The organism is Streptomyces sp. CA-106110 (genome assembly GCF_050936285.1).
In the GTDB taxonomy this organism is placed as follows: Bacteria; Actinomycetota; Actinomycetes; order Streptomycetales; family Streptomycetaceae; genus Streptomyces.
This window is the reverse complement of sequence record NZ_JBNJNB010000001.1, coordinates 8,840,714-8,864,510: the sequence shown is the minus strand read 5'-3', so window position 1 is coordinate 8,864,510 and position 23,797 is coordinate 8,840,714. Positions and strand designations below refer to the sequence as shown.

The 23,797-nt window shown below is 69.9% G+C and carries 18 protein-coding genes; 6 read left to right on the top strand and 12 right to left on the bottom strand.

Going from position 1 to position 23,797, the window contains the following annotated elements; translation table 11 throughout:
- The first annotated feature begins 3 nt into the window (after nucleotides 1-3).
- From zwf to pgl, 3 genes are read left to right on the top strand one after another with little or no spacing between them, the layout of a single operon-like run.
- Nucleotides 4-1,536, top strand: a complete 1,533-nt coding sequence (gene zwf, locus ACQEXA_RS40855; RefSeq protein ID WP_359392401.1) for a glucose-6-phosphate dehydrogenase — start codon at nucleotides 4-6, stop codon at nucleotides 1,534-1,536.
- Complete coding sequence (gene opcA, locus ACQEXA_RS40850; protein WP_432926395.1) at nucleotides 1,533-2,627, top strand: glucose-6-phosphate dehydrogenase assembly protein OpcA; 1,095 nt, start codon at nucleotides 1,533-1,535, stop codon at nucleotides 2,625-2,627. Before zwf ends, opcA begins: the two co-directional genes overlap by 4 nt.
- A complete protein-coding gene (gene pgl / locus ACQEXA_RS40845; protein ID WP_359392397.1) occupies nucleotides 2,624-3,406 on the top strand; it encodes a 6-phosphogluconolactonase in 783 nt (260 codons plus the stop codon). Before opcA ends, pgl begins: the two co-directional genes overlap by 4 nt.
- A gap of 79 nt (nucleotides 3,407-3,485) precedes the next feature.
- Here the strand turns inward: pgl and ACQEXA_RS40840 are convergent, their stop codons facing one another.
- From ACQEXA_RS40840 to ACQEXA_RS40820, 5 genes are all read right to left on the bottom strand, one after another.
- Entirely contained in the window at nucleotides 3,486-4,325 is an 840-nt protein-coding gene (locus tag ACQEXA_RS40840; protein WP_432926397.1) for a carbohydrate ABC transporter permease, read from the bottom strand.
- Nucleotides 4,322-5,683 carry an ABC transporter permease subunit gene (locus ACQEXA_RS40835; protein WP_432926399.1) on the bottom strand — a complete coding sequence of 454 codons (1,362 nt, stop codon included), beginning with the start codon at nucleotides 5,681-5,683 and terminating at the stop codon, nucleotides 4,322-4,324. The genes ACQEXA_RS40840 and ACQEXA_RS40835 overlap by 4 nt, the downstream gene beginning before the upstream one ends.
- A gap of 6 nt (nucleotides 5,684-5,689) precedes the next feature.
- The gene (locus ACQEXA_RS40830; RefSeq protein ID WP_432926401.1) at nucleotides 5,690-7,015 is read right to left on the bottom strand and encodes an ABC transporter substrate-binding protein; all 1,326 of its coding nucleotides are present in this window, start codon (nucleotides 7,013-7,015) and stop codon (nucleotides 5,690-5,692) included.
- Nucleotides 7,016-7,065: 50 nt separating this feature from the next.
- Nucleotides 7,066-8,697, bottom strand: a complete 1,632-nt coding sequence (locus tag ACQEXA_RS40825; RefSeq protein WP_433134733.1) for a glycoside hydrolase family 13 protein — start codon at nucleotides 8,695-8,697, stop codon at nucleotides 7,066-7,068.
- Between the two features lie 214 nt (nucleotides 8,698-8,911).
- The gene (locus ACQEXA_RS40820) at nucleotides 8,912-10,183 is read right to left on the bottom strand and encodes an ABC transporter substrate-binding protein (RefSeq protein WP_433132579.1); all 1,272 of its coding nucleotides are present in this window, start codon (nucleotides 10,181-10,183) and stop codon (nucleotides 8,912-8,914) included.
- 124 nt (nucleotides 10,184-10,307) lie between these two features.
- Here ACQEXA_RS40820 and ACQEXA_RS40815 point away from each other — a divergent pair, with 124 nt between their 5' ends.
- The 3 genes from ACQEXA_RS40815 to ACQEXA_RS40805 all read left to right on the top strand — a co-directional run bounded on the left by ACQEXA_RS40815 (nucleotide 10,308) and on the right by ACQEXA_RS40805 (nucleotide 13,916).
- Nucleotides 10,308-10,823: a PadR family transcriptional regulator gene (locus ACQEXA_RS40815; RefSeq protein WP_359392385.1), complete on the top strand. Its 516-nt coding sequence runs from the start codon at nucleotides 10,308-10,310 to the stop codon at nucleotides 10,821-10,823.
- On the top strand, nucleotides 10,820-11,569 hold the full coding sequence (locus ACQEXA_RS40810; RefSeq protein WP_432926405.1) for an ABC transporter ATP-binding protein: 750 nt from the start codon (nucleotides 10,820-10,822) through the stop codon (nucleotides 11,567-11,569). Before ACQEXA_RS40815 ends, ACQEXA_RS40810 begins: the two co-directional genes overlap by 4 nt.
- Before the next feature lie 64 nt (nucleotides 11,570-11,633).
- Complete coding sequence (locus ACQEXA_RS40805; protein WP_433132577.1) at nucleotides 11,634-13,916, top strand: FtsX-like permease family protein; 2,283 nt, start codon at nucleotides 11,634-11,636, stop codon at nucleotides 13,914-13,916.
- Nucleotides 13,917-13,967: 51 nt separating this feature from the next.
- Here ACQEXA_RS40805 and pgi read toward each other — a convergent pair whose 3' ends face one another.
- From pgi to ACQEXA_RS40770, 7 genes are all read right to left on the bottom strand, one after another.
- Nucleotides 13,968-15,620 (bottom strand): glucose-6-phosphate isomerase, encoded by a 1,653-nt coding sequence (gene pgi, locus ACQEXA_RS40800; protein WP_432926409.1) that lies wholly within the window; start codon nucleotides 15,618-15,620, stop codon nucleotides 13,968-13,970.
- Between the two features lie 717 nt (nucleotides 15,621-16,337).
- Nucleotides 16,338-16,673: an RNA polymerase-binding protein RbpA gene (locus tag ACQEXA_RS40795; protein WP_078947476.1), complete on the bottom strand. Its 336-nt coding sequence runs from the start codon at nucleotides 16,671-16,673 to the stop codon at nucleotides 16,338-16,340.
- Between the two features lie 228 nt (nucleotides 16,674-16,901).
- Nucleotides 16,902-17,138, bottom strand: a complete 237-nt coding sequence (gene secG, locus ACQEXA_RS40790) for a preprotein translocase subunit SecG (protein WP_359392376.1) — start codon at nucleotides 17,136-17,138, stop codon at nucleotides 16,902-16,904.
- Between the two features lie 152 nt (nucleotides 17,139-17,290).
- Entirely contained in the window at nucleotides 17,291-18,046 is a 756-nt protein-coding gene (gene tpiA / locus ACQEXA_RS40785; RefSeq protein ID WP_432939072.1) for a triose-phosphate isomerase, read from the bottom strand.
- Nucleotides 18,047-18,088: 42 nt separating this feature from the next.
- Nucleotides 18,089-19,300, bottom strand: coding sequence for a phosphoglycerate kinase (locus ACQEXA_RS40780; RefSeq protein WP_432926412.1), 1,212 nt, complete (start codon nucleotides 19,298-19,300; stop codon nucleotides 18,089-18,091).
- Between the two features lie 165 nt (nucleotides 19,301-19,465).
- Nucleotides 19,466-20,473 (bottom strand): type I glyceraldehyde-3-phosphate dehydrogenase, encoded by a 1,008-nt coding sequence (gene gap / locus ACQEXA_RS40775; RefSeq protein ID WP_432926414.1) that lies wholly within the window; start codon nucleotides 20,471-20,473, stop codon nucleotides 19,466-19,468.
- Between the two features lie 227 nt (nucleotides 20,474-20,700).
- Nucleotides 20,701-23,658 carry a M14 family zinc carboxypeptidase gene (locus ACQEXA_RS40770; protein WP_433132575.1) on the bottom strand — a complete coding sequence of 986 codons (2,958 nt, stop codon included), beginning with the start codon at nucleotides 23,656-23,658 and terminating at the stop codon, nucleotides 20,701-20,703.
- Nucleotides 23,659-23,797 lie beyond the last annotated feature (139 nt).

Below are 23,797 nucleotides of genomic sequence, written 5' to 3'. Positions count from 1 at the left end.
ACCTTGACATCCGTACACGGAGCGAACCCGCTTCGTGACGCCGCGGACCGACGGCTCCCGCGTATCGCGGGGCCGTCGGGCCTGGTCATTTTCGGCGTTACGGGCGATTTGTCACGTAAAAAGCTCATGCCTGCCGTTTACGACCTTGCCAACCGCGGCCTGCTGCCGCCGGGCTTCTCGCTCGTCGGCTTCGCCCGCCGCGAGTGGCACCACGAGGACTTCGCCAAGGAGGTCCACGACGCCGTCAAGGAGCACGCCCGTACGCCGTTCCGCGAGGAGGTCTGGCAGCAGCTCATCCAGGGGATGCGCTTCGTCCAGGGCACCTTCGACGACGACGACGCGTTCGAGCGGCTGCGCTCCACCATCGAGGAGCTGGACAAGGCACAGGGCACAGGCGGCAACTTCGCCTTCTACCTCTCGGTGCCGCCCAAGTCCTTCCCCGTGGTCATCCAGCAGCTGAAGAAGCACGGCCTGGCCGACCAGACCGGCGGCTCCTGGCGGCGCGCGGTCATCGAGAAGCCCTTCGGTCATGACCTGAAGTCGGCGGAGGAACTCAACGCGATCGTGCATGAGGTCTTCGCCTCCGACCAGGTCTTCCGCATCGACCACTACCTGGGCAAGGAGACCGTCCAGAACATCCTGGCGCTGCGCTTCGCCAACACGATGTTCGAGCCCATCTGGAACCGGTCCTTCGTGGACCATGTGCAGATCACGATGGCCGAGGACATCGGCATCGGCGGCCGCGCCGGCTACTACGACGGCATCGGCGCCGCCCGTGACGTCATCCAGAACCATCTGCTGCAGCTGCTGGCCCTCACGGCCATGGAGGAGCCCGCCTCCTTCGACGCGGACGCGCTCGCGGCCGAGAAGACCAAGGTGCTCGGGGCCGTCCGGCTGCCCCGGGACCTCGGCCGGGACACCGTGTTCGCGCAGTACTCGGCCGGCTGGCAGGGCGGCGAGAAGGCGGTCGGCTACCTCCAGGAGGAGGGCATCGACCCCAAGTCGAAGACCGACACCTATGCCGCGATCAAGGTGGGGATCGACAACCGCCGCTGGGCGGGCGTCCCCTTCTATCTGCGCACCGGCAAGCGCCTGGGCCGCCGGGTCACCGAGATCGCGGTCGTCTTCCAGCGCGCCCCGCACTCCCCCTTCGACACCACCGCCACCGAGGAGCTGGGCCAGAACGCGGTCGTCATCCGCGTCCAGCCCGACGAGGGCGTCACCGTCCGCTTCGGCTCCAAGGTGCCGGGCACCTCGATGGAGATCCGGGACGTGTCCATGGACTTCGCCTACGGCGAGTCCTTCACCGAGTCCAGCCCCGAGGCGTACGAGCGCCTGATCCTGGACGTCCTGCTCGGGGACTCGAACCTCTTCCCGCGTACCGAGGAGGTCGAGCGGTCCTGGGAGATCCTCGACCCGATCGAGCAGTACTGGGACAAGCACGGCAAGCCCGCGCGGTACCTGGCCGGAACCTGGGGGCCCGCCGAGGCGGACGAGATGCTCGAACGAGACGGACGGAGCTGGCGCCGGCCATGAAGATGGACCTCACGGACACCACTGCCAGCAAGATAAACAAGGCGCTGGTGCAGGGCCGCCGCGCCATCGGCACGCCTGCGGTCGGCATGGTGCTCACCCTGGTCATCGTCACCGACGAGGAGAACGCATACGACGCCCTGAAGGCCGCGAACGAGGCCTCGCGCGAGCACCCCTCGCGCACCCTCGTGGTCATCAAGCGCGTCTCACGCTCCCCGCGCGACCGCACGACCTCGCGCCTGGACGCCGAGGTGTGGGTGGGCGCGGACGCGGGCACCGGCGAGACGGTGGTGCTGCGGCTGTACGGCGAGGTGGTGAACCACGCCCAGTCCGTGGTGCTGCCACTTCTGCTGCCGGACGCCCCGGTCGTCGTCTGGTGGCCGGTGAACGCACCGCTCGACCCGGCCAGCGACCCCCTCGGCGCGCTCGCCCAGCGCCGGGTCACGGACACGTACACGGCCGAGGCGCCGGTGCGGGAGCTGAGCGCGCGCGCCGACGCCTACACGCCCGGCGACACCGACCTGTCGTGGACCCGCATCACGCCCTGGCGCTCGATGCTGGCCGCGGCCCTCGACCAGATCACTTGCGACGTCAAGGGCGTCGAGGTGGAGGGCGAGGAGTTCAACCCGAGTTGTGAGCTGCTCGCGATGTGGCTCGCCGACCGGCTGAGCGTCCCCGTCAAGCGCTCCCTCTCCTCCGGCCCCGGCCTCACCGCCGTCCGGATGGACACGAACTGCGGCCCGATCGTGCTCGACCGGGCGGACGGCTCGCTCGCGACCCTCTCCATCCACGGGCAGCCGGACCGCGCGGTGGCGCTCAAGCGCCGCGACACGGCCGAGCTGATCGCGGAGGAGCTGCGCAGGCTCGACCCGGACGACACCTACGCCTCGGCGCTGCGGTACGGCGTCGACCGGCTGGGTGCCGGGGCGGAGCCCGCCGCGGCCGCGACCGAGGCGGCCAGCGGCAAGGCGGCCGACGAGACCGCGGCTCCGGCAGAAGTCGCGAAACCGGCACCGGCCGCGGCGCAGGAGCCGGCGGCGGAACACACCGGCAAGACGAGCGGGAAGCACCCGGCGAAGAAGGCGGCGAAGTGAGCACCCCACAACTCGTCGTACACCGCGACAAGGAGCTGATGGCCCAGGCCGCGGCGGCCCGGCTGATCACCAAGGTCGTCGACGCCCAGGCCTCCCGCGGCTCCGCCTCGGTCGTGCTGACCGGCGGGCGCAACGGCAACGGCCTGCTGGCCGCGCTCGCCGCCGCTCCCGCCCGGGACGCCGTCGACTGGGGCCGCATCGACCTGTGGTGGGGCGACGAGCGGTTCCTGCCCGAGGGCGACCCCGAGCGGAACCACACCCAGGCCCGCGAGGCGCTGCTCGACGCGGTGCCGCTGGACCCGAAGCGCGTGCACGCCATGCCCGCGTCGGACGGCCTGTACGGCAACGACGTGGACGCCGCGGCCGAGGCGTACGGGGCGGAGCTGGCGCGGGCGGCGGGCCCCGAGAACCACGGTGCGGTGCCCACCTTCGACGTCCTGATGCTGGGCGTCGGCCCGGACACGCACGTGGCCTCGCTCTTCCCGGAGATGCCGGCGGTGCGGGAGACCGAGCGGACGGTCGTCGGCGTGCACGGCTCGCCGAAGCCGCCGCCGACGCGGGTCTCGCTCACGCTTCCGGCGATCCGGTCGGCCCGCGAGGTCTGGCTGCTGGCGGCCGGTGAGGACAAGGCGCAGGCGGTCGCCATCGCGCTGTCCGGGGCAGGGGAGATCCAGGCTCCGGCGGCGGGCGCGCGCGGCAGGTCACGCACCCTGTGGCTGCTGGACGCGGCGGCGGCCTCGCAACTGCCGAGGTCGCTGTATCCGCCGGCGTCGGCCTGAGCGACGCATCTCGTCACCGAAGCCGGACGCCGGACGGGCTGGGTTCAGCCCGTCCGGCGTCCGGCTTTTCCGGGGTCGGCTACTTGACCGATCCGGCCATGACCCCCTGCACGAAGTGCCGCTGGAACGCGAAGAACACCGCCACCGGCACGATCAGCGACAGGAACGCGCCGGGCGCCAGCACATCGATGTTGCTGCCGAACTGCCTTATCTGGGACTGGAGTTCCACGGTCAGCGGCTGCGAGGAGCTGTCGGCGAACAGCAGTGCCACCAGCATGTCGTTCCACACCCACAGGAACTGGAAGATGGCAAGGCTGGCGAGGGCGGGCCGCCCCACCGGGAGCACGAGCCGGGTGAAGATGCGCCACTCGCTGCCGCCGTCCATCCGCGCCGCCTCCAGCATCTCCTTCGGTATCTCCGCGAAGTAGTTCCGCAGCAGGAACACGGCGAAGGGAAGCCCGTACGCCACGTGGAAGAGGACGACGCCCGGAATAGTGCCGAACAGCCCCAGCTGCCCGAAGAGTTTGGCGACCGGCAGCAGACCGATCTGCACCGGCACCACGAGCAGCGCGACCACCAGCAGGAAGATCGGCTCGCGCGCCGGGAAGTCCAGCCATGCGAAGGCGTATCCGGCGAGCGCCGCGAGCACGACGACCAGTGCGGTGGCCGGCACCGAGATCAGCACCGTGTTCCAGAACGCCTGCGTCATCCCGGCGTTCTTCAGCAGCGCCGAGTAGTTGTCGAAGGACAGCTGCCCGGGGCCGGCCAGGGCCGTCCACCAGCCGCCCTTCGCCGTGTCCTCGGCCGACCGGAGCGACGAGACGAACAGTCCCACCAGCGGAGTGAGCCAGATCAGGCCGATCACCACGAGGAAGGCCTGCACCAGCCCGTTGCCGAGGCCGCGTCTGACCGCGTTCATCGCTGACTCCTTCGGAAACGGCGGACATTGAAGACCATCGCGGGAATCACCAGCAACAGGAGCAGCACGCCGAGCGCGCTGCCGAGCCCCTGGTTGTTGCCGCCGCCGAAGGAGACCAGCCACATCTGCGTCGCCAGCACGGTCGCGTCCTCCTGCACCGGCCCCGGCGCGATGATGTAGACGAGGTCGAAGACCTTCATCACATTGATCACCAGGGTCACGAAGACCACGGTCAGCACGGGTGCCAGCAGCGGAACGGTGATCCGCCGGAAGATCTGCCACTCGTTCGCCCCGTCCATCCGGGCCGCCTCCAGCGCGTCCCGGGGCAGTGTGGCGAGGCCCGCTCCGATCAGCACCATCGCGAAGCCGGTCCAGATCCACAGATACGCCCCGATGATCGCCGGCGTCACCAGCGTCGGTCCGAGCCAGGAGACACCCTGGTAGGGCGGTGCGAAGTTCGATCCCGGCAGCGTCACCGTGTACGAGCCGGAGTCCAGTCCGGAGAAGCGGAAGGAACCATCGGACGCGGTCGTCGTGGTCGCCACGGTCCGCCCGTCGCGCACCGCCTCGACCTTCATCTGCGGCAGGCCGCTCTCCCCGCGGTCGACCACTCCCTGCTTCCCGCCCCCACCGGGTGTGAAGTCCAGATAGACGACCCCGCGCACCTCGTCCGCGCCGGCCTTCTGCCCGGCCGCCCCGTACGCGGGCGCCGCTCCCGCGGGCAGGTCCTTGGGCAGTACCCCGACCAGGCCGAGGGCCACCGAGTCGCCCGGCGAGACGCCGGCGCTCGTGCGGTACGAGCCGTCGCGGCCTGCCGTGAGCCCCTGTCCGGTGCGGGCGCGTGCCGTCGGATAGGACGACGTGCCCTGGAAGGCGTCGTGGACCGAGACCACGGCGGCGTTCAGCACGCCCTTGTTCGGATCCTCGTCGTAGGCGAGGCGGAAGATGATGCCCGCGGCGAGGAAGGACACTGCCATCGGCATGAACAGCAGCAGTTTGAACGCCGTCGCCCAGCGGACCTTCTCCACCAGGACGGCCAGGATCAGACCGAGCCCGGTCAGCAGCGCGGGGGCGACGACCACCCAGATGGTGGTGTTCCGGATGGCCTTGAGCGTCGCCGGGTCACGGAACATCTCCGCGTAGTTGTCGCCGCCCACGAAGCGGGTGCCGGAGGCGTCGAAGAAGCTGCGTCCGACCGAGAACAGCACCGGGTAGACGACGAGGGCGCCGAGCAGCAGCAGCGCGGGGAAGACGAAGAGCAGGGCGACGATCCGCCCGCGCCGTCGCGTCCGCCGCGCGCGGGCAGCGGACGCGACGGGCGGGGAACCCGCGTCTCTCGAGAGTGCGGTGGCGGTCATGTCCGCTCAGCCCTGGTACGCCTTGGCCGCCGCGTCCTCGAGCTGCGCCGCGGTCGCCTTCGGGTCGGACGGGTCGCGCAGGAAGTCCTGCAGCAGCTTCCACTCGCCGGCGCCCTTGGTGCCGCCGAAGGCCGCCGGGGCCTGGTCGGACATGTCGAAGCGGACCGAATCGGCCGCTGCGATCAGGGACTTGGCCGTCTCGCGGGTGACGTCGTCACCGTAGGAGGCGAGGTCCAGCTTCTTGTTCGGGGACAGGAAGCCGCCCGCCTTCGCCCACACGGCCGCCGCCTCAGGAGTCGCCAGGTACTCCATGAGCTTCATGCCGGCCTTGGCGTTCTTGCCGTCCTTGAGCACGACCGCCGCGTCACCGCCGCTGACCACGGGCGCCGTACCGCCGTCGACCGCCGGGAACGGGAAGAAGTCGGCGTCCTTGCCGATGGTCTTGCCGAACTGGTCGTGGGCGACACCGGCGACGAAGTCGCCCTCGTAGACCATGCCGGCCTCGGGCTTGGGACCGAAGACCTTCTCGACGGAGCCCGGGAAGTCAGTGTTGAGTGCCTCCTTCTGGCCGCCCGCTATCAGCTGCTTGTCCTTGAAGAGCTTGCCGAGCGTGGTGAGCGCCTTGACCACGCTCTCATCGGTCCACTTCAGCTTGTGGGCGGCGAGCGCGTCGTACTTCTCGGGTCCGGCCTGGGAAAGGTAGATGTTCTCGAACCAGTCGGTGAGCGTCCAGCCGTCCTGACCTGCGACCGCGAAGGCGGCGAGGCCCGAGTCGGAGACCGTGTGCCCGGTCTTCAGCAGCTCGTCGTACGTCTTCGGCGCCTCGACGCCCGCCTGGGTGAACGCGTTCGGGCTGTACCAGATCGTCGACTTGTGGGCGGCCTTGAAGTAGAGGCCGTAGAGGGTGCCGTCGACGCTCCCGTAGTTCTTCCACACCGTCGCGAAGTCGGCGTCGACGGTCTGCTCGGCGGTCTTCGACAGCGGCTGGAGCCAGCCCTTCTTCGCGAACTGCTGGAGCACGCCGACCTGCGGGACCATCACGACGTCGGGCGCGTTGCCGCCCTCGATCTTGCTGCCGACGACGGTGGAGACGTTGTCGCCGGTGGAGACGAACTGCGTCTTGGCGCCGGTCTTCGCGGAGAACGCGTCCAGCACCTTCTGGAAGTTCTTCTGCTCGCTGCCGGACCAGACACCGGCCACAGTGACCGTCTGGCCGTTCAGCTCCTTGTCGCCGCCTCCTGCGGCAACGGGCCCGCCGCCGCAGGCGGTGGCGCCGAGCGCCAGGGCGAGGGCGGTGCAGCCGGAGAGCAGAGTGGTGCGTCGTCGCATCATCGTTGATGTCCCTTCGGGGAAGCGGGAATGGCGGGGTAGTGGTGTGGGGCTCAGAGGTCGGTGCCGTCGCTGATCCACCAGGCGGCCGTGGACCCGGCGAGCACCCCGGACGCACAGGGGCCGCTGGCGAGCAGCGGGGTTCCGGAGACGGGGGCCGGCGTGGGTGCCGTACCGAAGTTGACGGCGCAGACGAGGTCGTCGCCGCGCACGAAGCCGAGGACACCCGGCGGTGTCTCCAGCCAGCGCAGGGGGCCCTCGCCCAGCTGGGAGAGCGCGGCGCGCAGTTGGAGGCCGTCGCGGTACAGGTGCCAGAAGGAGCGGGTGTCGGCGAGGGCCCGGTCCGTGGCGTGCTCGGCGAACCACTCGGGCTGGGGCAGCCAGGGCCGCGCGCCCTCGGCGCCTGAGGTGAAGCCGAACGGGGAGGCCTGTCCCGACCACGGCAGGGGCACCCGGCACCCGTCCCGGATACGGGCGCGGCTTCCGGTGCGGTGGAAGATCGGGTCGGTGAGCACGTCGTCGGGCAGGTCGACGACCTCGGGCAGGCCCAGTTCCTCGCCCTGGTAGATGTACGCGGCGCCGGGCAGGGCCAGCATCAGCAGTGCCGCGGCACGGGCCCGGGCGGCGCCCAGGCCGCTGCCCTCGGTGGCCGGTTCTCCGTAGCGGGTGACGGTGCGGACCTGGTCATGGTTGTTGAGGACCCAGGTGACCGTGGAGCCGGTGCCCGCGATGTCCTGCATGGCCTCGGATATGACCTTGCGGAAGGCGTCAGCGTTCCAGGGGGCGCTGAGCAGATCGAAGAAGAACGCCTGGTGCAGCTCGTCCGGGCGGACGTACTGGGCGTGCTCGCGGGCGGTCGGTACGGAGACCTCGCCGACCAGAAGGCGTTCTCGGCCGTCGCGTGCCGTGTACTCCTCGCACACCGCACGCCAGTGCCGCCACACGTCGTGCACGTCGGGCTGGTTCCAGGCGAGCGGGTTGACCGAGTCACGGGTGCGGGCGTCGGCCTCGGGGTCGGGCGAGTCCGGCAGGCCGGGGTGTTTGAAGAGGCCGGCGGCGACGTCGATACGGAAGCCGTCCACGCCCCGGTCCAGCCAGAAGCGCAGCACCCGGTCGAATTCCGCGGCGACCTCGGGGTCGCGCCAGTTCCAGTCGGGCTGTTCGGGGGTGAACATGTGCAGGTACCACTGGCCGGGCCGGCCGTCCGCCTCGGTCACCCGGGTCCAGGCGGGACCGCCGAACATGGCGTGCCAGTTGTTGGGCGGCTTGCCGCCGTCGGCGCCGCGGCCGTCGGCGAAGTGGAAGCGGGCGCGGGCCGGGCTGCCGGGCGTCGCGGTCAGCGCCTCGCGGAACCACCGGTGCTCGCTGGAGCAGTGGTTGGGGACGATGTCCAGGAGCACCTTGATGCCGAGCCGCCGGGCGGCCGCCGTCAGCAGATCGAACTCGGCGAGGTCGCCGAAGAGCGGGTCGACGTCGCAGTAGTCGGCCACGTCGTAGCCGTGGTCGTGCTGGGGCGAGGGGTAGAAGGGGCTCAGCCAGATCCCGTCGACGCCGAGTTTCTTCAGGTACGGCAGCCCGGCCCGGACGCCGGCCAGATCGCCTATGCCGTCTCCGGTGCTGTCCAGGAAGCTGCGGACGTACACCTGGTAGATCACTGCGTCCCGCCACCAGAGGTGGGTGTCGATGTACTGGGAACTCACCCCGTTGACCTGTCTGTGCGTGCTGAGGCGACCCGAAGCGGGGTCGACGGTTATGCATGCATGTTAAGTAGGCACGTCATAAGGGTGTCAACGAATCTGCGGAAGCCGTTGGGCAGTTGGCCCTTTAAATCCGCATTTATCGGCCCAGGAAGAGCCAAGGTGAGATCGTGGCGTTACCTAACAAGTAACTAGCGGGCGATTAGCGGTGGGAAATGGCGGCCAGCTCCCGCGCCAGCCGTCGCACCGCGCTCTCGGGCGTCTCGTGCCCCGTCAGCGCGTCGTGCACCACCGCCTGCACGACCAGGCTCACCTGGTCGTAGCGCGGGCTCTTGGGACGCGGAGCGGCGGCCATGACGCTCGCCCGCAGGGTCGGCAGATAGGGGAACTGCCGTATCAGCACGGGGTCGTCGTAGAGCGCGGCACGCACCGGCGGGAGCGCGCCGCGGGTGAGGACCTGGCGCTGGACGCGCTCGCTGGTGAGGTACGCGATCAGACGCGCGGCGGACTCGGGGTGCCGCGCATGTGCGCTGACCGCCAGATTGGAGCCGCCCAGGACGCTGGTGCCCGGGCCGTTCGGTCCCGGCAGTGGTACGGCGCCTATCTTCCCGGCGACCTCGGACCCCTTGGTCGAGGCGACGACGTACGCGTAGGGCCAGTTGCGCAGGAAGAGCAGCCGGCCGTCCTGGAACGCCTGCTTGGACTCCTCCTCCTTGTACGTCAGCGCCTGCTTCGGTATCCATCCCTCGCGCACACCCCGGGCGAGGAAGCCGATGCCCTCGCGCGCAGCGGCCGAGTTCACCGTGACGCGCTCGCCCTCGTCGCCGAGGATCGTGCCGCCCGCGGAGTACACCGCCTCGGCCGCGTTGACGGTGAGGCCCTCGTACGGCAGGAACTGCCCCGCATAGCCGCCGAGTCCGTACTTCGGGGCGATGGTCTTCGCGTCCCGCTCCAACTCGGCCCAGGTCCGTGGCGGCGCCACGCCCTCCTTGGCGAGGACGTCCTTGCGGTACAGGAGGAGACCCGCGTTGGTGACGTAGGGGACCGCGTACAGCCGTCCGTCGTAGGTGGCGGTGTCGACGACCGGCGGCAGGAAGGTCTTCAGCGGGAAGCGGTCGCGCGGCAACGGGCGGATCCAGCCGGCCGCCGCGAACTCCGAGGTCCAGGCGACGTCGATGTTGAGGACGTCGAACCGGCTGCGGTCGCCGCCGCGCAGGTCGGTGGTCATCTGCGCATGGGTCTCGTCGGCGGAGTCCGGAAGCTCGACGAGAGTGACCCGTTCACCGGGGTGGGCGCGGTTCCAGCCCTCGAGCAGCGGCCCGAGATAGCCGGTCAGGTCTCCCGCGGTGGCCAGGGTGATCGGCCCGCGACTGCCCGCGATCCCGTCGTCGGCCCGGGCGCCCGAGGCGACGCAGCCGGCCATGACCACGGCCAGAACGAGGAGGCCCCTACCGGCGGTGCGCATCCACCGCATAGGTTCCTCCCTGTGCACCGGCACCGGGCGTCGTCGCCCGGGGTCAGAGGCCATGTATACCTGTTAGGTATGGGCGATACTAGGGTCTGGAACACAATACGAGGACCCGAGGAGGAGAGCACGAGTGCGCCTGCCCCTCCTGGCTCTCCTAGCACGCGGCCCCGCCCACGGCTACGAGCTCAAGCAGGACCTTGAGCAACTGCTGGGCTCCGCGTACCCTCAGCCGAACGTCGGCCAGATCTACGTCACCCTCGGCCGCCTCGAGAAGTCGGGACTGATCGAGGGCGAGGAGGTCGAGCAGTCGAGCCGGCCCAACAAGAAGATCTACCACCTCACCGACGCCGGGCGGGAGGCGCTGCGCGCCTGGTACGAGGAGACGGCGGACGAACCGCGGGTGAGGGACGAGTTCTTCATGAAACTGGCACTCGCACCGCAGACCGGTCTCGCCGATCAGATCGCCCTGATCAACAAGCAGCGGCGCCAGTACCTCAACACCATGCGCAGCCTGTCGAAACTCGCCGCTGCCGAAGACCGCGACAACCGGATGGCCCATCTGCTGATCGAGGGCGCGATGCTGCATCTGCAGGCCGACCTCGACTGGCTGGAGCGGTGCCAGGAGGAACTGGAGGAGCAGGAGTGAGCGAGCGCCCCACTCCTCTGCTGCGGGCCGAGGGCCTCGTCAAGACCCACTACGGCGAGGGCGCGCCCGCGCACGCCGTGCGCGGGGTCGATCTGAGAATGACGCGGGGCGAGTTCGTGGCCGTCACCGGCCCGTCCGGGGCCGGGAAGTCGACGCTGCTGCACCTGCTGGGCGGACTGCAGCGGCCGGACGCCGGCAGCATCTGGCTGGACGGCGAGTGCACGGACTCCTACAGCGAGGCCCGCTGGGCCGTGGAGCGCAGAAGGCGCATCGGGATCGTCTTCCAGTTCTTCAACCTAGTGTCCAATCTGTCGGTCGCGGACAACGTCGAGTTGCCGGCACTGCTCGCCGGTGCGTCACCGAAGCAGGCACGCGCCGAGCGAGAGGAACTGCTCTCCGAACTGGGCCTCGCGGGCAAGGAGCGCAGCATGCCGGGCGAGTTGTCGGGCGGCGAGCAGCAACGGGTCGCGCTGGCCCGGGCCCTGGTCAACCATCCGCCGCTGCTCCTCGCCGACGAGCCCGCGGGCAGCCTCGACAGCAAGGGCACTCGCGAGGTGATGCGGCTGCTCTCCCGTTTCCACCAGCGCGGCCAGACCATCGTGCTGGTCACCCATGACGCCCGGCTGGCCAGCGCGGCCGACCGGGTGATCAGCTTCTTCGACGGCCGGATCGCGGACGACGCGGAACTGGACGGCACACCGTCACACCGGACGGGAACATCCGGTGTGCTGGAGCTCAGGGACTGATCCGCGGTGCACGACGACCCGAGGGCGACCCCGTCCGCCCCGCCCGAGCCGAGAGGCTGACGCCGTGCGAGCCACCCTGCGCTGGGCGCACTCCGATCTGCGGACGCATCGCGGCGAAGCCCTGTTCATCGTGCTGGCCACCGCCGGCGTCGTCGCCTCCCTGCTGCTGGCCGCGTCGCTCTTCGGGTATGCCACCAACCCCTGGCAGCGGGTCTTCACCCAGGCACGCGGCGCCCATGTGTGGATCCACACCGGCCGCGGCGCGGACACGGCCGAGCTGGCCGGTCTGGACGGCGTCCAGTCCGTCGCGGGTCCCTACCCCACCGAGGCCACGACCCTCGTCGCCCGCGGCACCCGCGCCGCCGTCGAACTGCGCGGCACACCGCGGCTGCCGTCCGCGGGCCGGCCGCTGATCACCTCGGGTCACTGGCTGAGCCCTGCGCAGCCCGACGGTGTGGTGCTGGAGAGCCGGCTCGCCCGGGCGCTGCTCGCCGAGCCCGGCGACACCCTGACCGTGGCGGGCACGGCCCGGACACTCACCGTCGTCGGCGTCGCGGACAGCGCCGAACCCCGTTACAGCCCGGGCGAGCAGCCGGGGCTCGTGTGGGCGCCGCCGGCCGCCGTGCGCGAACCCTCCGGCCAGGTCACCGGACTGCGCCTGGCCGATCCCGAGGACACGGACTACGCCGTCCAGCGCGCCGTCACCGTGCTGGGAGCCGGTGCGGTCAGCGAAGTCTCCACCTGGCAGCAGGCCCGGGCCGAGGCGCAGGGCGACAACCGGCTGCTGGGCCAGGTGCTCGGCTTGTTCGGGCTCGGCGCGCTCGTGGCGGCCGGATTCGCGGTGCACGGGGCGATCGGCACCCGCATCCGCGGGCATCTGCGGGACATAGCCGTGCTCAAGGCGATCGGCTTCACACCCGGCCAGGTCGTACGGATCTTCCTGCTCCAGCACATCGCGTACGCGCTGCTCGGCGCCGTGGCGGCGGCCGCCCTCACCCAGGGGCTGGGCAGCCGGATCCCGGGGCGTCTCGGCGACGCGGTCGGTGTGTGGCAGGGGCTGCCCGACCACACAGTCGCCCTGTTCGCGGTGCCGGTGGCCGCCGTGCTGTTCATCGCCGCCACCACCTGGCTCGCGGCCTGGCGGTCCGGCCGGGTGCCTCCGGTGCCCGTGCCCCGGCCCGCGGCACCGGCCGGTGGCCGCCTGACGGGCGTGGCGCGCGGGGCCCTCGGGCTGCGGCTGCCGCCGGCTCTGGTCCTCGGCTGGCACAAGGCGTTCACCCGCCGGCCCCGGTCGCTGGCCACGATCGCCCGGCTGGCGCTGCCACTGCTGCTCATGGTGGTGGCGATGAGCGCATGGACCACCATCGACCGCTTCCACAGCAGACCCGAGGAGGTCGGCCTCGCGGCGGCGCTCACGGTCCGCCCCGACAGCAGTCTCGACGACGCGTCAGCCCGTTCCCTCCTGCAGCGCAATCCGCAGGTGGCCGACGCCTACCCGGGCGTCCAGGTCGCGGCGCTGGTACCGGGCCAGACGGCCACGATCGCGCTGCGCGGGCTGGGCACCCGCACGGAGCCGTACCCGTTCGCCCTGGCCGAGGGCCGACCGGCGCTGGGCCGTGACGAGGCGGTGGCCGGGCAGGGGCTGCTCGACCTGCTGGACGTACGCGTGGGCGACTGGGTGCGGATGACGGTGGGCGACCAGCCGCAGATCCTGCACATCGTGGGCCGCAGCATCGAGCCGGAGAACGCCGGGCGGGTCATCTCCACCTCGCTGGACACCCTGCGCGAGAACGACCCCCGGCTGCGCCCCACGCTCTACCAGATCCGGCTCCGCCCCGGCGCCGACCCGCACGAGGTCGCCGGCGAACTGGCGGCGTCGGCCCCTGGGCATCTCGACGTGCACCCCGTGACAAATCCGGCGGACGGCCTCGGGCCACTGCGCGGAGTCGTCGCCGGACTGATCGCCGTCCTCGCGCTGATCGGAATGGTCGAACTGCTGAGCGCGATCGGCGGCACCGTCCGCGAGAGCGAGCGGGACCTGCTGGCGCTCAAGGCCATCGGCCTGTCCCCGCGGCAGATCACCGCGATCACCGTCACCGCCACCGCCTGCACCGCCCTGGCCGCGGTGTGCGTCGGCACGGCGCTGGGGATTCCGCTCGCCCACTGGCTGATCGACGTACAGGGCAGATCCAGCGGTATGGGCGCCGGGCTGGCCGAGGGCCCCTCCCCCGCCCTTCTGCTGGCGTTCGGGACCGCCGCCGTGCTGGGCGCCGCGGCCCTCGCGGCCCTGCCCGCAGCCCGGGCGGCACGCCGCCGCCTCGCGGACACCTTGAGCGCGGTGGCCTGAGCGGCGGCTGTGGAGAGGGCGGTCCGGCCGCCCCCTCCGCTCCCCTGGCTCTTAACGGCCGTGCAGCTCGCGGTACTTGGCGACAAGGGCCTTGGTGGACTCGTCCAGGCCCGGCACCTCGGCGCCCTCGGTCAGCGCGGGCTCGACGCGCTTGGCGAGGACCTTGCCCAGCTCCACACCCCACTGGTCGAAGGAGTCGATGTTCCAGATCGCACCCTGGACGAACACCTTGTGCTCGTAGAGCGCGACGAGCTGGCCGAGCACCGACGGGGTCAGGTCGGTGGCGAGGATGGTGGAGGTCGGGTGGTTGCCCCGGAACGTCTTGTGCGCCACCAGCTCCTCGGGCACACCTTCGGCGCGGACCTCGTCGGCGGTCTTGCCGAACGCCAGCGCCTGCGTCTGGGCGAAGAAGTTGGCCATGAGCAGGTCGTGCTGGGCCTTGAGCTCGTCGCCCAGCTCCCCGACCGGGTTGGCGAAGCCGATGAAGTCGGCCGGGATCAGCTTGGTGCCCTGGTGGATGAGCTGGTAGTAGGCGTGCTGGCCGTTGGTGCCCGGCGTCCCCCACACGACCGGCCCGGTCTGCCACTCCACCTCGCGTCCCTCGCGGTCCACGGACTTGCCGTTGGACTCCATGTCCAGCTGCTGGAGGTAGGCGGTGAACTTGGACAGGTAGTGCGAGTACGGCAGGACCGCATGCGACTGGGCGTCGTGGAAGTTGCCGTACCAGATGCCGAGCAGACCGAGCAGCAGCGGGACGTTGGACTGGGCGGGCGCGGTGCGGAAGTGCTCGTCGACGGTGTGGAAGCCGTCGAGCATCTCGCGGAACTGCTCCGGGCCGATGGCGATCATCAGCGACAGGCCGATCGCCGAGTCGTACGAGTAGCGGCCGCCGACCCAGTCCCAGAACTCGAACATGTTGTCGACGTCGATACCGAACTCGGCGACCTTCCCGGAGTTCGTCGACAGGGCCACGAAGTGCTTCGCGACGGCCTCCTGACCGGCCTTCAGACCGGTGAGCAGCCAGTTGCGGGCCGAGGTGGCGTTGGTGACCGTCTCGATCGTGGTGAACGTCTTGGAGGCGACGATGAACAGCGTCTCCGCCGGATCCAGGTCCCGCGTGGCCTCATGCAGATCGGCGCCGTCCACGTTGGAGACGAACCGGAAGGTCAGCGAGCGGTCGGTGAAGGCGCGCAGCGCCTCGTACGCCATCGCCGGGCCGAGGTCCGAGCCGCCGATGCCGATGTTCACGACGTTGCGGATCCGCTTGCCGGTGTGGCCGGTCCACTCGCCCGAGCGGATCCGGTTCGCGAAGGCGGCCATCTTGTCGAGGACCGCGTGGGCCTTCGGCACCACGTTCTCGCCGTCGACCTCGATCACCGCGTCCCGCGGCGCGCGCAGCGCGATGTGCAGGACCGCCCGGTTCTCGGTGACGTTGATCTTCTCACCGCGGAACATGGCGTCCCTGAGACCGAACACGTCCCGCCCGGCGGCCAGCTCGCGCAGCAGCCGCAGCGTCTCGTCGGTGACCAGGTGCTTGGAGTAGTCGACGTGCAGATCGCCGACGTCGAGGGTGTAGCCGCTGCCGCGCCCGGGGTCCGCCGCGAACAGGTCCCGCAGGCCCACCTCGCCGAGCTCCTCGCGGTGCTTGGCCAGAGCGGTCCACTCGGGCGTCTGGTTGAGCCTGGTACGGCTGTCTGCGTTCATCTCGGACTTCAGCCTTCTTCCTTGCGTGTGCTGCTGCGTACCTCGCCCCGCTGCCGGTCCCAACCTAATTGATCAGGGCGCCGAGTGACCGGTGGTCGCGCCGTCCTGTGGCGCAACAACAGGTACGTCCGGATTGCGCCCAGTTGTCAACGAGGTCACGACGAGCCCGAAGAGCAGGGTACGAGGGTGCGCCGGAGACCGGGGCCGTACGGAAGAGGGATCCGGCACGGCGCGCCGAGGCGTCGGTGCACCGCGCTGGGCGGCGAAGCCTCCGGCGAGTCATCCTGCCGAGGACGCCGTCTCGCGGCCGGACGTCCCGCGTCGGCCCCGTCCAGCGGGCAGGTCAGGTGCGCGCGGGGCCCCGACCGGCCGGCAGCCCCCTAAGACCGACCACGGACGTGGCCGCAGGCCATGACGAAACGGCTCGTCCGTGCGGCGTGCCGGCGCAGGGCGCGTCCTCGGACCAGGGGCCACTGCGACGGCCCACAGCCGTCCGCACCCCGGCGCGCCGCGCAGGCGCACGCAGAGTGGCCGCCTCACCCGTCATCACGTGTCGCCCTCACGCCGCGCCGATGCGCAAACCGTGGAGGGCGCCGCTGACAACGGCCGGTGAGGCGAACGGCACCGGTGGACGGAAACGGCTCCGGCCGGGCACCCTTCGATGCCCGGCCATGGGACGGCGAGCCCGAGCCACGTCGAGGGCTCGGGGATCGGTCCCTAGATCTCGCCCCGCAGTTTGGCGAGCGCCTCGGCGAGGATCGCCTCGCCGTCCGCGTCGCTGCGCCGTTCCCTTACGTACGCGAGATGCGTCTTGTAGGGCTCGGTGCGCGGCGGGTCCGGCGGGTTGTCCCGGTCCTGACCAGCCGGAAAGCCGCAGCGCGGGCAGTCCCAGTTGTCGGGAACCTGCGCGTCGCTGGCGAAGCTCGGCTGCGTCTCGTGCCCGTTGGAGCACCAGAAGGAGATGCGCAGACGCGGCGCGGACTCACCGCGCTCGGCCTCGCCCATCGGCCCCGCCCCGACCCGGCTTCCTCGGATCGCGTTGCCACTTGCCACGGTCGTAACTCCCTGCGTGATGGTGCCGCGAAGCGAGTCGGCGTTTCGCCTCGTTGCGAGCGCCTCAGTCTACGTAAGGCCCAACGCGCGTCCAGTGATGGGAGTTACCCCCGCCCCTAGACGCAAGCCCCATGATAGGCCGCGTCCGAAGACCCGTACCGAACATGGGGCGTTACGTGCTTTTTGTGTGGTCTGTCTTTATGCGCGACTTGCAGGCGTCCGCAGACGCTAGCCCTTGACCTTCATCAGGACGCCGAGCACCACGATGCACGCGAACCAGAGAAGACCGATCACGATGGTGATCCGGTCGAGGTTGCGCTCGGCGACCGAGGAGCCGCCGACGGAGGACTGCATGCCACCACCGAACATGTCGGAGAGGCCGCCGCCCTTCCCCTTGTGCATCAGCACCAGCAGCATCAGCAGCAGGCTGAAGATGATCAGGGCGATCGAGAACCCCAAAACCACGGCTGGACCAACTTCCTCGGACTTGGATGGACGACGGGGCCGAAGCTCTTATTGAAACTTCACGTTCCGAATAACAGCCTCGGCCCCGCAAGGGTACGACGGATCGCCCCTACGTCATACTCACGACTTTTACGCTCGCCCCGGGGCCCGGCTCACTGGTCGCGGAAGCGGACGATCTTGACGAACTCGTCGGCGTCCAGCGAGGCACCACCGACCAGAGCGCCGTCGATGTCCGGCTTTGACATGATTTCGGCCACATTGCCGGACTTGACCGATCCGCCGTACTGGATGCGTACCTTGTCGGCCACGTCCTGCGAGTACAGCCCCGCGATCTTGCCACGGATCGACGCGCAGACCTCCTGCGCGTCCTCGGCGCCGCAGACCTTGCCCGTACCGATGGCCCAGACAGGCTCGTAGGCGATCACGATCGACTCGGCCTGCTCGGCCGGCAGATCCTTCAGACCGCCCTCGACCTGCGACAGCGTGTGCGCGACGTGGTTGCCCGCCTCGCGGACGCCCAGCTCCTCGCCGACGCACAGGATCGGGGTCAGACCGTGCTTGAAGGCGGCCTTGGCCTTCGCGTTCACGATCTCGTCGGTCTCGTGGTGGTACTGGCGGCGCTCGGAGTGGCCTACCACCACGTAGGTGCACTTGAGCTTGGCCAGCATGGCACCGGAGATCTCGCCGGTGTAGGCCCCGGAGTCGTGCGCCGAGAGGTCCTGGGAACCGTACTTGATCTTGAGCTTGTCCCCGTCCACCAGGGTCTGCACGGAGCGCAGGTCGGTGAAGGGCGGCAGGACGGCGACCTCGACGGCCTCGTAGTCCTTGTCCGCGAGGGCGAAGGCGAGCTTCTGGACGTGGGCGATGGCCTCGAGGTGGTTGAGGTTCATCTTCCAGTTGCCCGCCATCAGCGGCATGCGCTCGGCGGAAATTGCGTCAGCCATCGAGGTTCAGTCCTCCAGTGCGGCGAGGCCGGGGAGCGTCTTGCCCTCGAGGTACTCGAGGGAGGCGCCACCGCCGGTCGAGATGTGTCCGAATGCCGACTCGTCGAAACCCAGGGTGCGGACGGCGGCGGCGGAGTCGCCGCCGCCGACCACGGTGAAGCCCTTGCAGTCGACGAGGGCCTGGGCGACCGCCTTGGTGCCCTCGGCGTAGTCGGGGTGCTCGAAGACGCCCATGGGGCCGTTCCAGAAGACGGTGGCCGCGTCGGCGAGCTTCGAGGCGTACAGCTTGCGGGTCTCCGGACCGATGTCCAGGCCCAGCTGGCCGGCCGGCATCGCGTCCGCGGCGACGACCGTCGGGTTGGCCGGGGCCTTGGTCTTCAGGTCCGGGAATTCGGGGGCGACCAGCACGTCGACCGGAAGGAGCAGCTCGACGCCGCTCTTCCCCGCGCGCTCGATGTACTCGGTCACGGCCGGGAGCTGGTCCTCCTGCAGGAGGGAGCTACCGACCTCGTGGCCCATGGCCTTGAGGAAGGTGTAGACCATGCCGCCGCCGATGAGCAGCCGGTCGGCCTTGGCGAGCAGCTCGTCGATCACGGCGAGCTTGTCGGAGACCTTGGCGCCGCCGAGCACGACGACGTAGGGCCGCCGAACGTCTTCGGTGAGCTTCTTCAGGACGCCGACCTCGGTGGCGATGAGGTAGCCGGCGTAGTGCGGCAGCCGGGCCGGCAGGTCGTACACGGAGGCGTGCTTGCGGTGGACCGCGCCGAAGCCGTCGCCCACGTACACGTCGGCGAGGGCGGCGAGCTGGTCGGCGAACTCGCCGCGCTCGGTGTCGTCCTTGGAGGTCTCGCCGGGGTTGAAGCGAAGGTTCTCGATGACCGCGACCTGGCCGGGCTGGAGGCCGTTCACCGCGTCGTGGGCGGCGGGGCCGACGGTGTCCTGGGCGAACGCGACCGGCGCGCCGAGGAGTTCACCGAGGCGCTCGGCGGCGGGCAGCAGCGAGAAGGTCGGGTCCGGGGCGCCCTTGGGACGGCCCAGGTGCGAGGCGACGACCACCTTGGCGCCCGCGTCGGCGAGGGCCTTGACGGTGGGCAGCACGGCACGGATACGGCCGTCGTCGGTGATGAGGCCGTCGGCGAGCGGGACGTTGAGGTCGGCTCGGACGAAGACCCGCTTGCCGTCCACGCCTTCGGAGATAAGTTCGTCGATCGTCTTCATAAAGGGGCTCCTGGGGAGGGCTCTTGATCGTACGAGGGCTGATGAATCTGCGCGCGAACCCGTCCGCGCCCGCGGGTCGGCTCGCCGCACGTGCGGCAGGGCTCGGGCGGCGCGACGGTGCGCTGCCCGAGCCCTGCTATCGCATCTGGGTGCCTGCTTCGGCGATCAGAGCTGGTTGCCGACGAAGACCGTGAGGTCGACGAGGCGGTTGGAGTAGCCCCACTCGTTGTCGTACCAGCCGATGACCTTCACGTTCTTGCCCTCCTGGACCATGGTCAGGGAGGAGTCGAAGGTGCAGGACGCCGGGGCGTTGACGATGTCGGAGGAGACGATCGGGTCCTCCGTGTAGTCGAGGAGACCCTTGAGCTCGCCCTCGGCGGCCTTCTGGAAGGCGGCGTTGACCTCTTCCTTGGTGACCTCGCGGCTGAGCTCGACGACCAGATCGGTGACCGAGCCGGTCGGGACCGGGACGCGCATGGCGATGCCGTCCAGCTTGCCCTTCAGCTGCGGCAGGACCAGGGCGGTGGCCTTGGCGGCACCGGTGGTGGTCGGGATGATGTTCTCGGCGGCGGCACGGGCGCGGCGCAGGTCCTTGTGCGGGAAGTCCAGGATGCGCTGGTCGTTCGTGTACGCGTGCACCGTGGTCATCAGACCCTTGACGATGCCGAAGTTCTCGTCGAGGACCTTCGCCATCGGCGCCACACAGTTGGTGGTGCAGGAGGCGTTGGAGATGACGTGGTGGTTCGCCGGGTCGTAGGTGTCCTGGTTGACACCCATGACGATGGTGACGTCCTCATTCTTGGCCGGGGCCGAGATGATGACCTTCTTGGCGCCACCGGCGATGTGCTTCTCGGCGTCTTCCTTCTTGGTGAAGATGCCGGTCGACTCGATGACGATGTCGACACCCAGCTCACCCCAGGGGATGTCGGCCGGGTTGCGCTCGGACAGGACCTTGATCGTCTTGCCGTCGACGGTGATGGTGTCCTCGGTGTGGGACACCTCCGCCTTGAGGCGGCCGAGGATGGTGTCGTACTTCAGCAGGTGAGCGGTGGTCGCGGTGTCACCCAGGTCGTTGACAGCCACGATCTCGATGTCTGCACCCTGCTCCAGCAGCGCGCGGAAGTAGTTACGACCGATGCGGCCGAAGCCGTTGATGCCTACGCGGATCGTCACGAACCGATCTCCTCGTTGGTACGCCGGCTTTCGATGCCGGCGAGCTCTATTGGGATGTCCCCGACCGCCTATGACCCTACCTCCCTGACGCCCCCGGAGTGACATCGAGATGGCTCATACACGGCAGGGCGGTCCGTACCCGTCAGTAGGGGTACGGACCGCCCTGGCCCCAAGGCTCGATCACCCGTTCCGGCGATACGAGACCAACTGCCGTTGACTACGGGCCGTCAGCCACGGAGAGCGGCCAGTGACTTCTTGATGAGCACCGCCCGGTCGGCCGCCGAGGCGATGTGTTCGAGACCGAAGCCCAGCAGCACGGTCCGGTCCGTCGTGACCGCGCCGTACGTCTTGAACAGGGCCCCGGTGCGCGCCCAGGGCTTCAGGATCGCGGGGCTGCCGGCTGGCGGTCCGGCCACGCTCCAGGCGCCGAAGGACGTCTCGAAGCCCTCGGTCCCGGTGGCCGCGCCCCCGGTGACGAGCGAGGCGTCGTCGACGAGGACGCCATGGCCGCCGCTGCCCGGGTCGGTGATGTAGCTGAGCGAGACCTCGACCGTTCTGCCCGCGTACGCGCTCAGGTCGAAGTCCGCCTGCTGCCAGCCGTTGGAGGCGCCGGTGAGGCTGTGCCACGTGCCGGTGGTCCCGTTCGCGGTGCAGCCGTTCGCCGTCACGGTCAGATAGTGCTTGAGCCACGGGTGCTCGCCCACTAGGAATCCGGCCTGGCACTCCGACGGCACCGCGTCGGTTGTGGCGCCACCGGCCTCCGGCAGGGTCGTCCAGTCGTCGGCCCCCACGGTGTGGATCTCGACCACCGCGTGGTCGTAGCCCGGCTCGGTGTCCCACAACAGCCGGGTGCGCAGCGTGGGCTTGTCGGCCGCACCCACCTTGGTGAGGTCGATGGTGCGGGCGAGTCGCTTGTACGCGTCGTCGGTGTGGACGGCGGCCGCCATGTACGAGCCCGCGTACGGCCCGTACGGGTTGACGGTTCCGGCGAACTGGCCGGCCCCGGCGCTCGCGAACTGCGGGTACCGGTCGGCGGGCAGTTCCTCGGAGGTGACACCGTACGTGCCCGCCCTGTCCAGCGGGTTGCCGGGCGCGCCACCCAGCGCCCCGGTGAAGCCGGCGAGACCGCCGGCGCCGGTGAAGCCGGTGGCCCCCGGCGTCGACGTACGCGAGTAGGCGCCCAGGTAGTACTGGCTGAAGTCGTCCGAAAGGGTCCCGTCGCCCAGGTCTACGGCGCCGCCCGCCCGCTCGCCCGCCTCGATCAGCTTGCCGCCTTCGTTGAGGAAGGCGCGCAACTGGAGTTGGGTGGCGTTGCCCGGCACGCCCGCTCCCGTGTAGTGCACGACCGTCTTGAAGTGGTCCAGCACACCGAGCGCGTCGGGTGCGCCCTGCGTGGCGACGTCCCAGACGATCGCCTTGCGGCCGCTCGCACTCAGCGCGTCGACGTAGGTCTGCGCCTGGGTGGCCTTGGCGCCCTCCTCGGCGACCACGAGTGTGTCCGCCTTGGGTCGTTCGGCGACGGTGTAGGTGAAATGCCCGCTGGACGTCGGCTTCCCGCTCTTCGTCCTTCCGGTGAACCACACCTCGACCTTGTCGCCCGGTCGGCCCTTACGCACCTCGGCCCGGTACTCGTCGAAGTAGAGGTTGTCCTCGCCGCCGTACGTCTCGCCGCCCTTCCAGGGCTTGAGCGACCGGTCGTGGACGCGGCCGCCGTTGACGCGGTACTTGAGCTCCTTGCCGCGCACCGATTTGCGTACGACGACCGAGACCTCCTGGTCCGCACCCCGCGAGTACGACGTCGGGAAGGCGGCCGGGGTGAAATCGAGCGCGTCCATGCCGACCGAGGACGTCGGCTGGTCAGGGTGCGACGCCGTCTCGGCGACGGAGAGGGCGAAGGGGATGTTCTTCTCGAACTCCTCCTGGATCAGCTTCTCGTCGTCGGGGAAGTTGAAGACCGACTGGCAGTCGGCCGCGTTCCAGGCGTCGTTCCGGTCGATGTTCGAGGCGGTCTGACAGGTCGACATCTCCGGCGTGAACATCGCCATGCCGTTGACGTTCGACGCGTCGCCGTCCGCCTCACCGTTGGTGGTGTAGAGCTCCGAGGAGACCTGCGAGCGGTAACCGGGGATCGCCGGGTTGTCCGGGGTGCCGGCGAGCGCCTTGTAGAGGACGTCGTCCGGGGTGGGCGTGGCGACCTGCCAGCCGACGCCGTAGAGGAGGAGTTCGGCGGCGGAGTGGTAGTTGATGCCGTACGTGAACCCGATGCGCTTCTCGAAGGCGCTCAGCGCGCGGGTCTCGGGCTCGGACGCGGGGCTCGCGCCGCGGTAGGTCTGGCTGGTGGGGTTGGGGGACGAACCCTCGTCGTCGTAGCCCCACTTGTAGCCGAAGTTGCGGTTGAGGTCGACGCCGTCGCCGGTGCTGATGGCCCCGTCCCCGTTCACGTCCCGCAGGTTCTTGCGCCACAGGCGGGTGGTGGAGTCCTTGAAGGTGTAGTCGTATCCGTCCGGGTTGGCCGAGACGACGAACCACAGCTCGGTGGAGTCGACGATCTTCTTGACGCGCTTGTCCGTGGTGTAGCGGTCCAGGTAGTAGTGCATCAGCCGGCGGGTCATCTCCGGCGTGATCCACTCCCGTGCGTGCTGGTTGGAGACGTACAGCACCGAGGGCTTGGAGCCGTCCTTCGACTTCTTCGCATTCTTGGTCAGTTTGAGCGCGAGGATGTCCTGGCCGTTGATCGTCCGGCCGATGGATTCGACCTTGGTGAGGCCGGGATGCGCCTGCGCCGTCCTGACGATCTCCTCCTCGATGCCGCCCTTTCCGCTGTAGGGGCGGAAGACGCCCTCGGACGCGCCGTCGACCCGCGCCTCGGCCTTGGCCGACAGCGTGTGCTCGGTGAGCGCCACGCCCTGCTTCTGCAGCCGGTCGGCCTGACGGTCGGTGAGGTAGACCTCGACCTCGGTCTTGCCGTTCCCGGTCACTTGCTCGCCGAGTTCGTGCCCGTCCTGCCCGGCCTTGAGCAGCAGGGGCACCTGCTGCTGGGTGGCCTTGGCGCGGAAGACCTTGACCTCGTCCCCGTCGGTCTTGCCGGCGGAGCTTCCGGTCTGCGCCCAGGCGATGGGTCCGAGGCTCGCTCCGCCGAGCAGAAGCGCGCCGACGGCGAGGATCGATCTCGCTCTGTGTCTCATGAACCCCCCTCGCAATGGCTCGCCACAGCAGCGAGCCATTGCCAGGCTCATGACAGTTCATGATCGAGTCAAGAGTGCGTCAAGGACAGACAAACGCCGGTGCCGTCAGCCCAAGCGGGCGTCGGCACCGGCGTGTTGC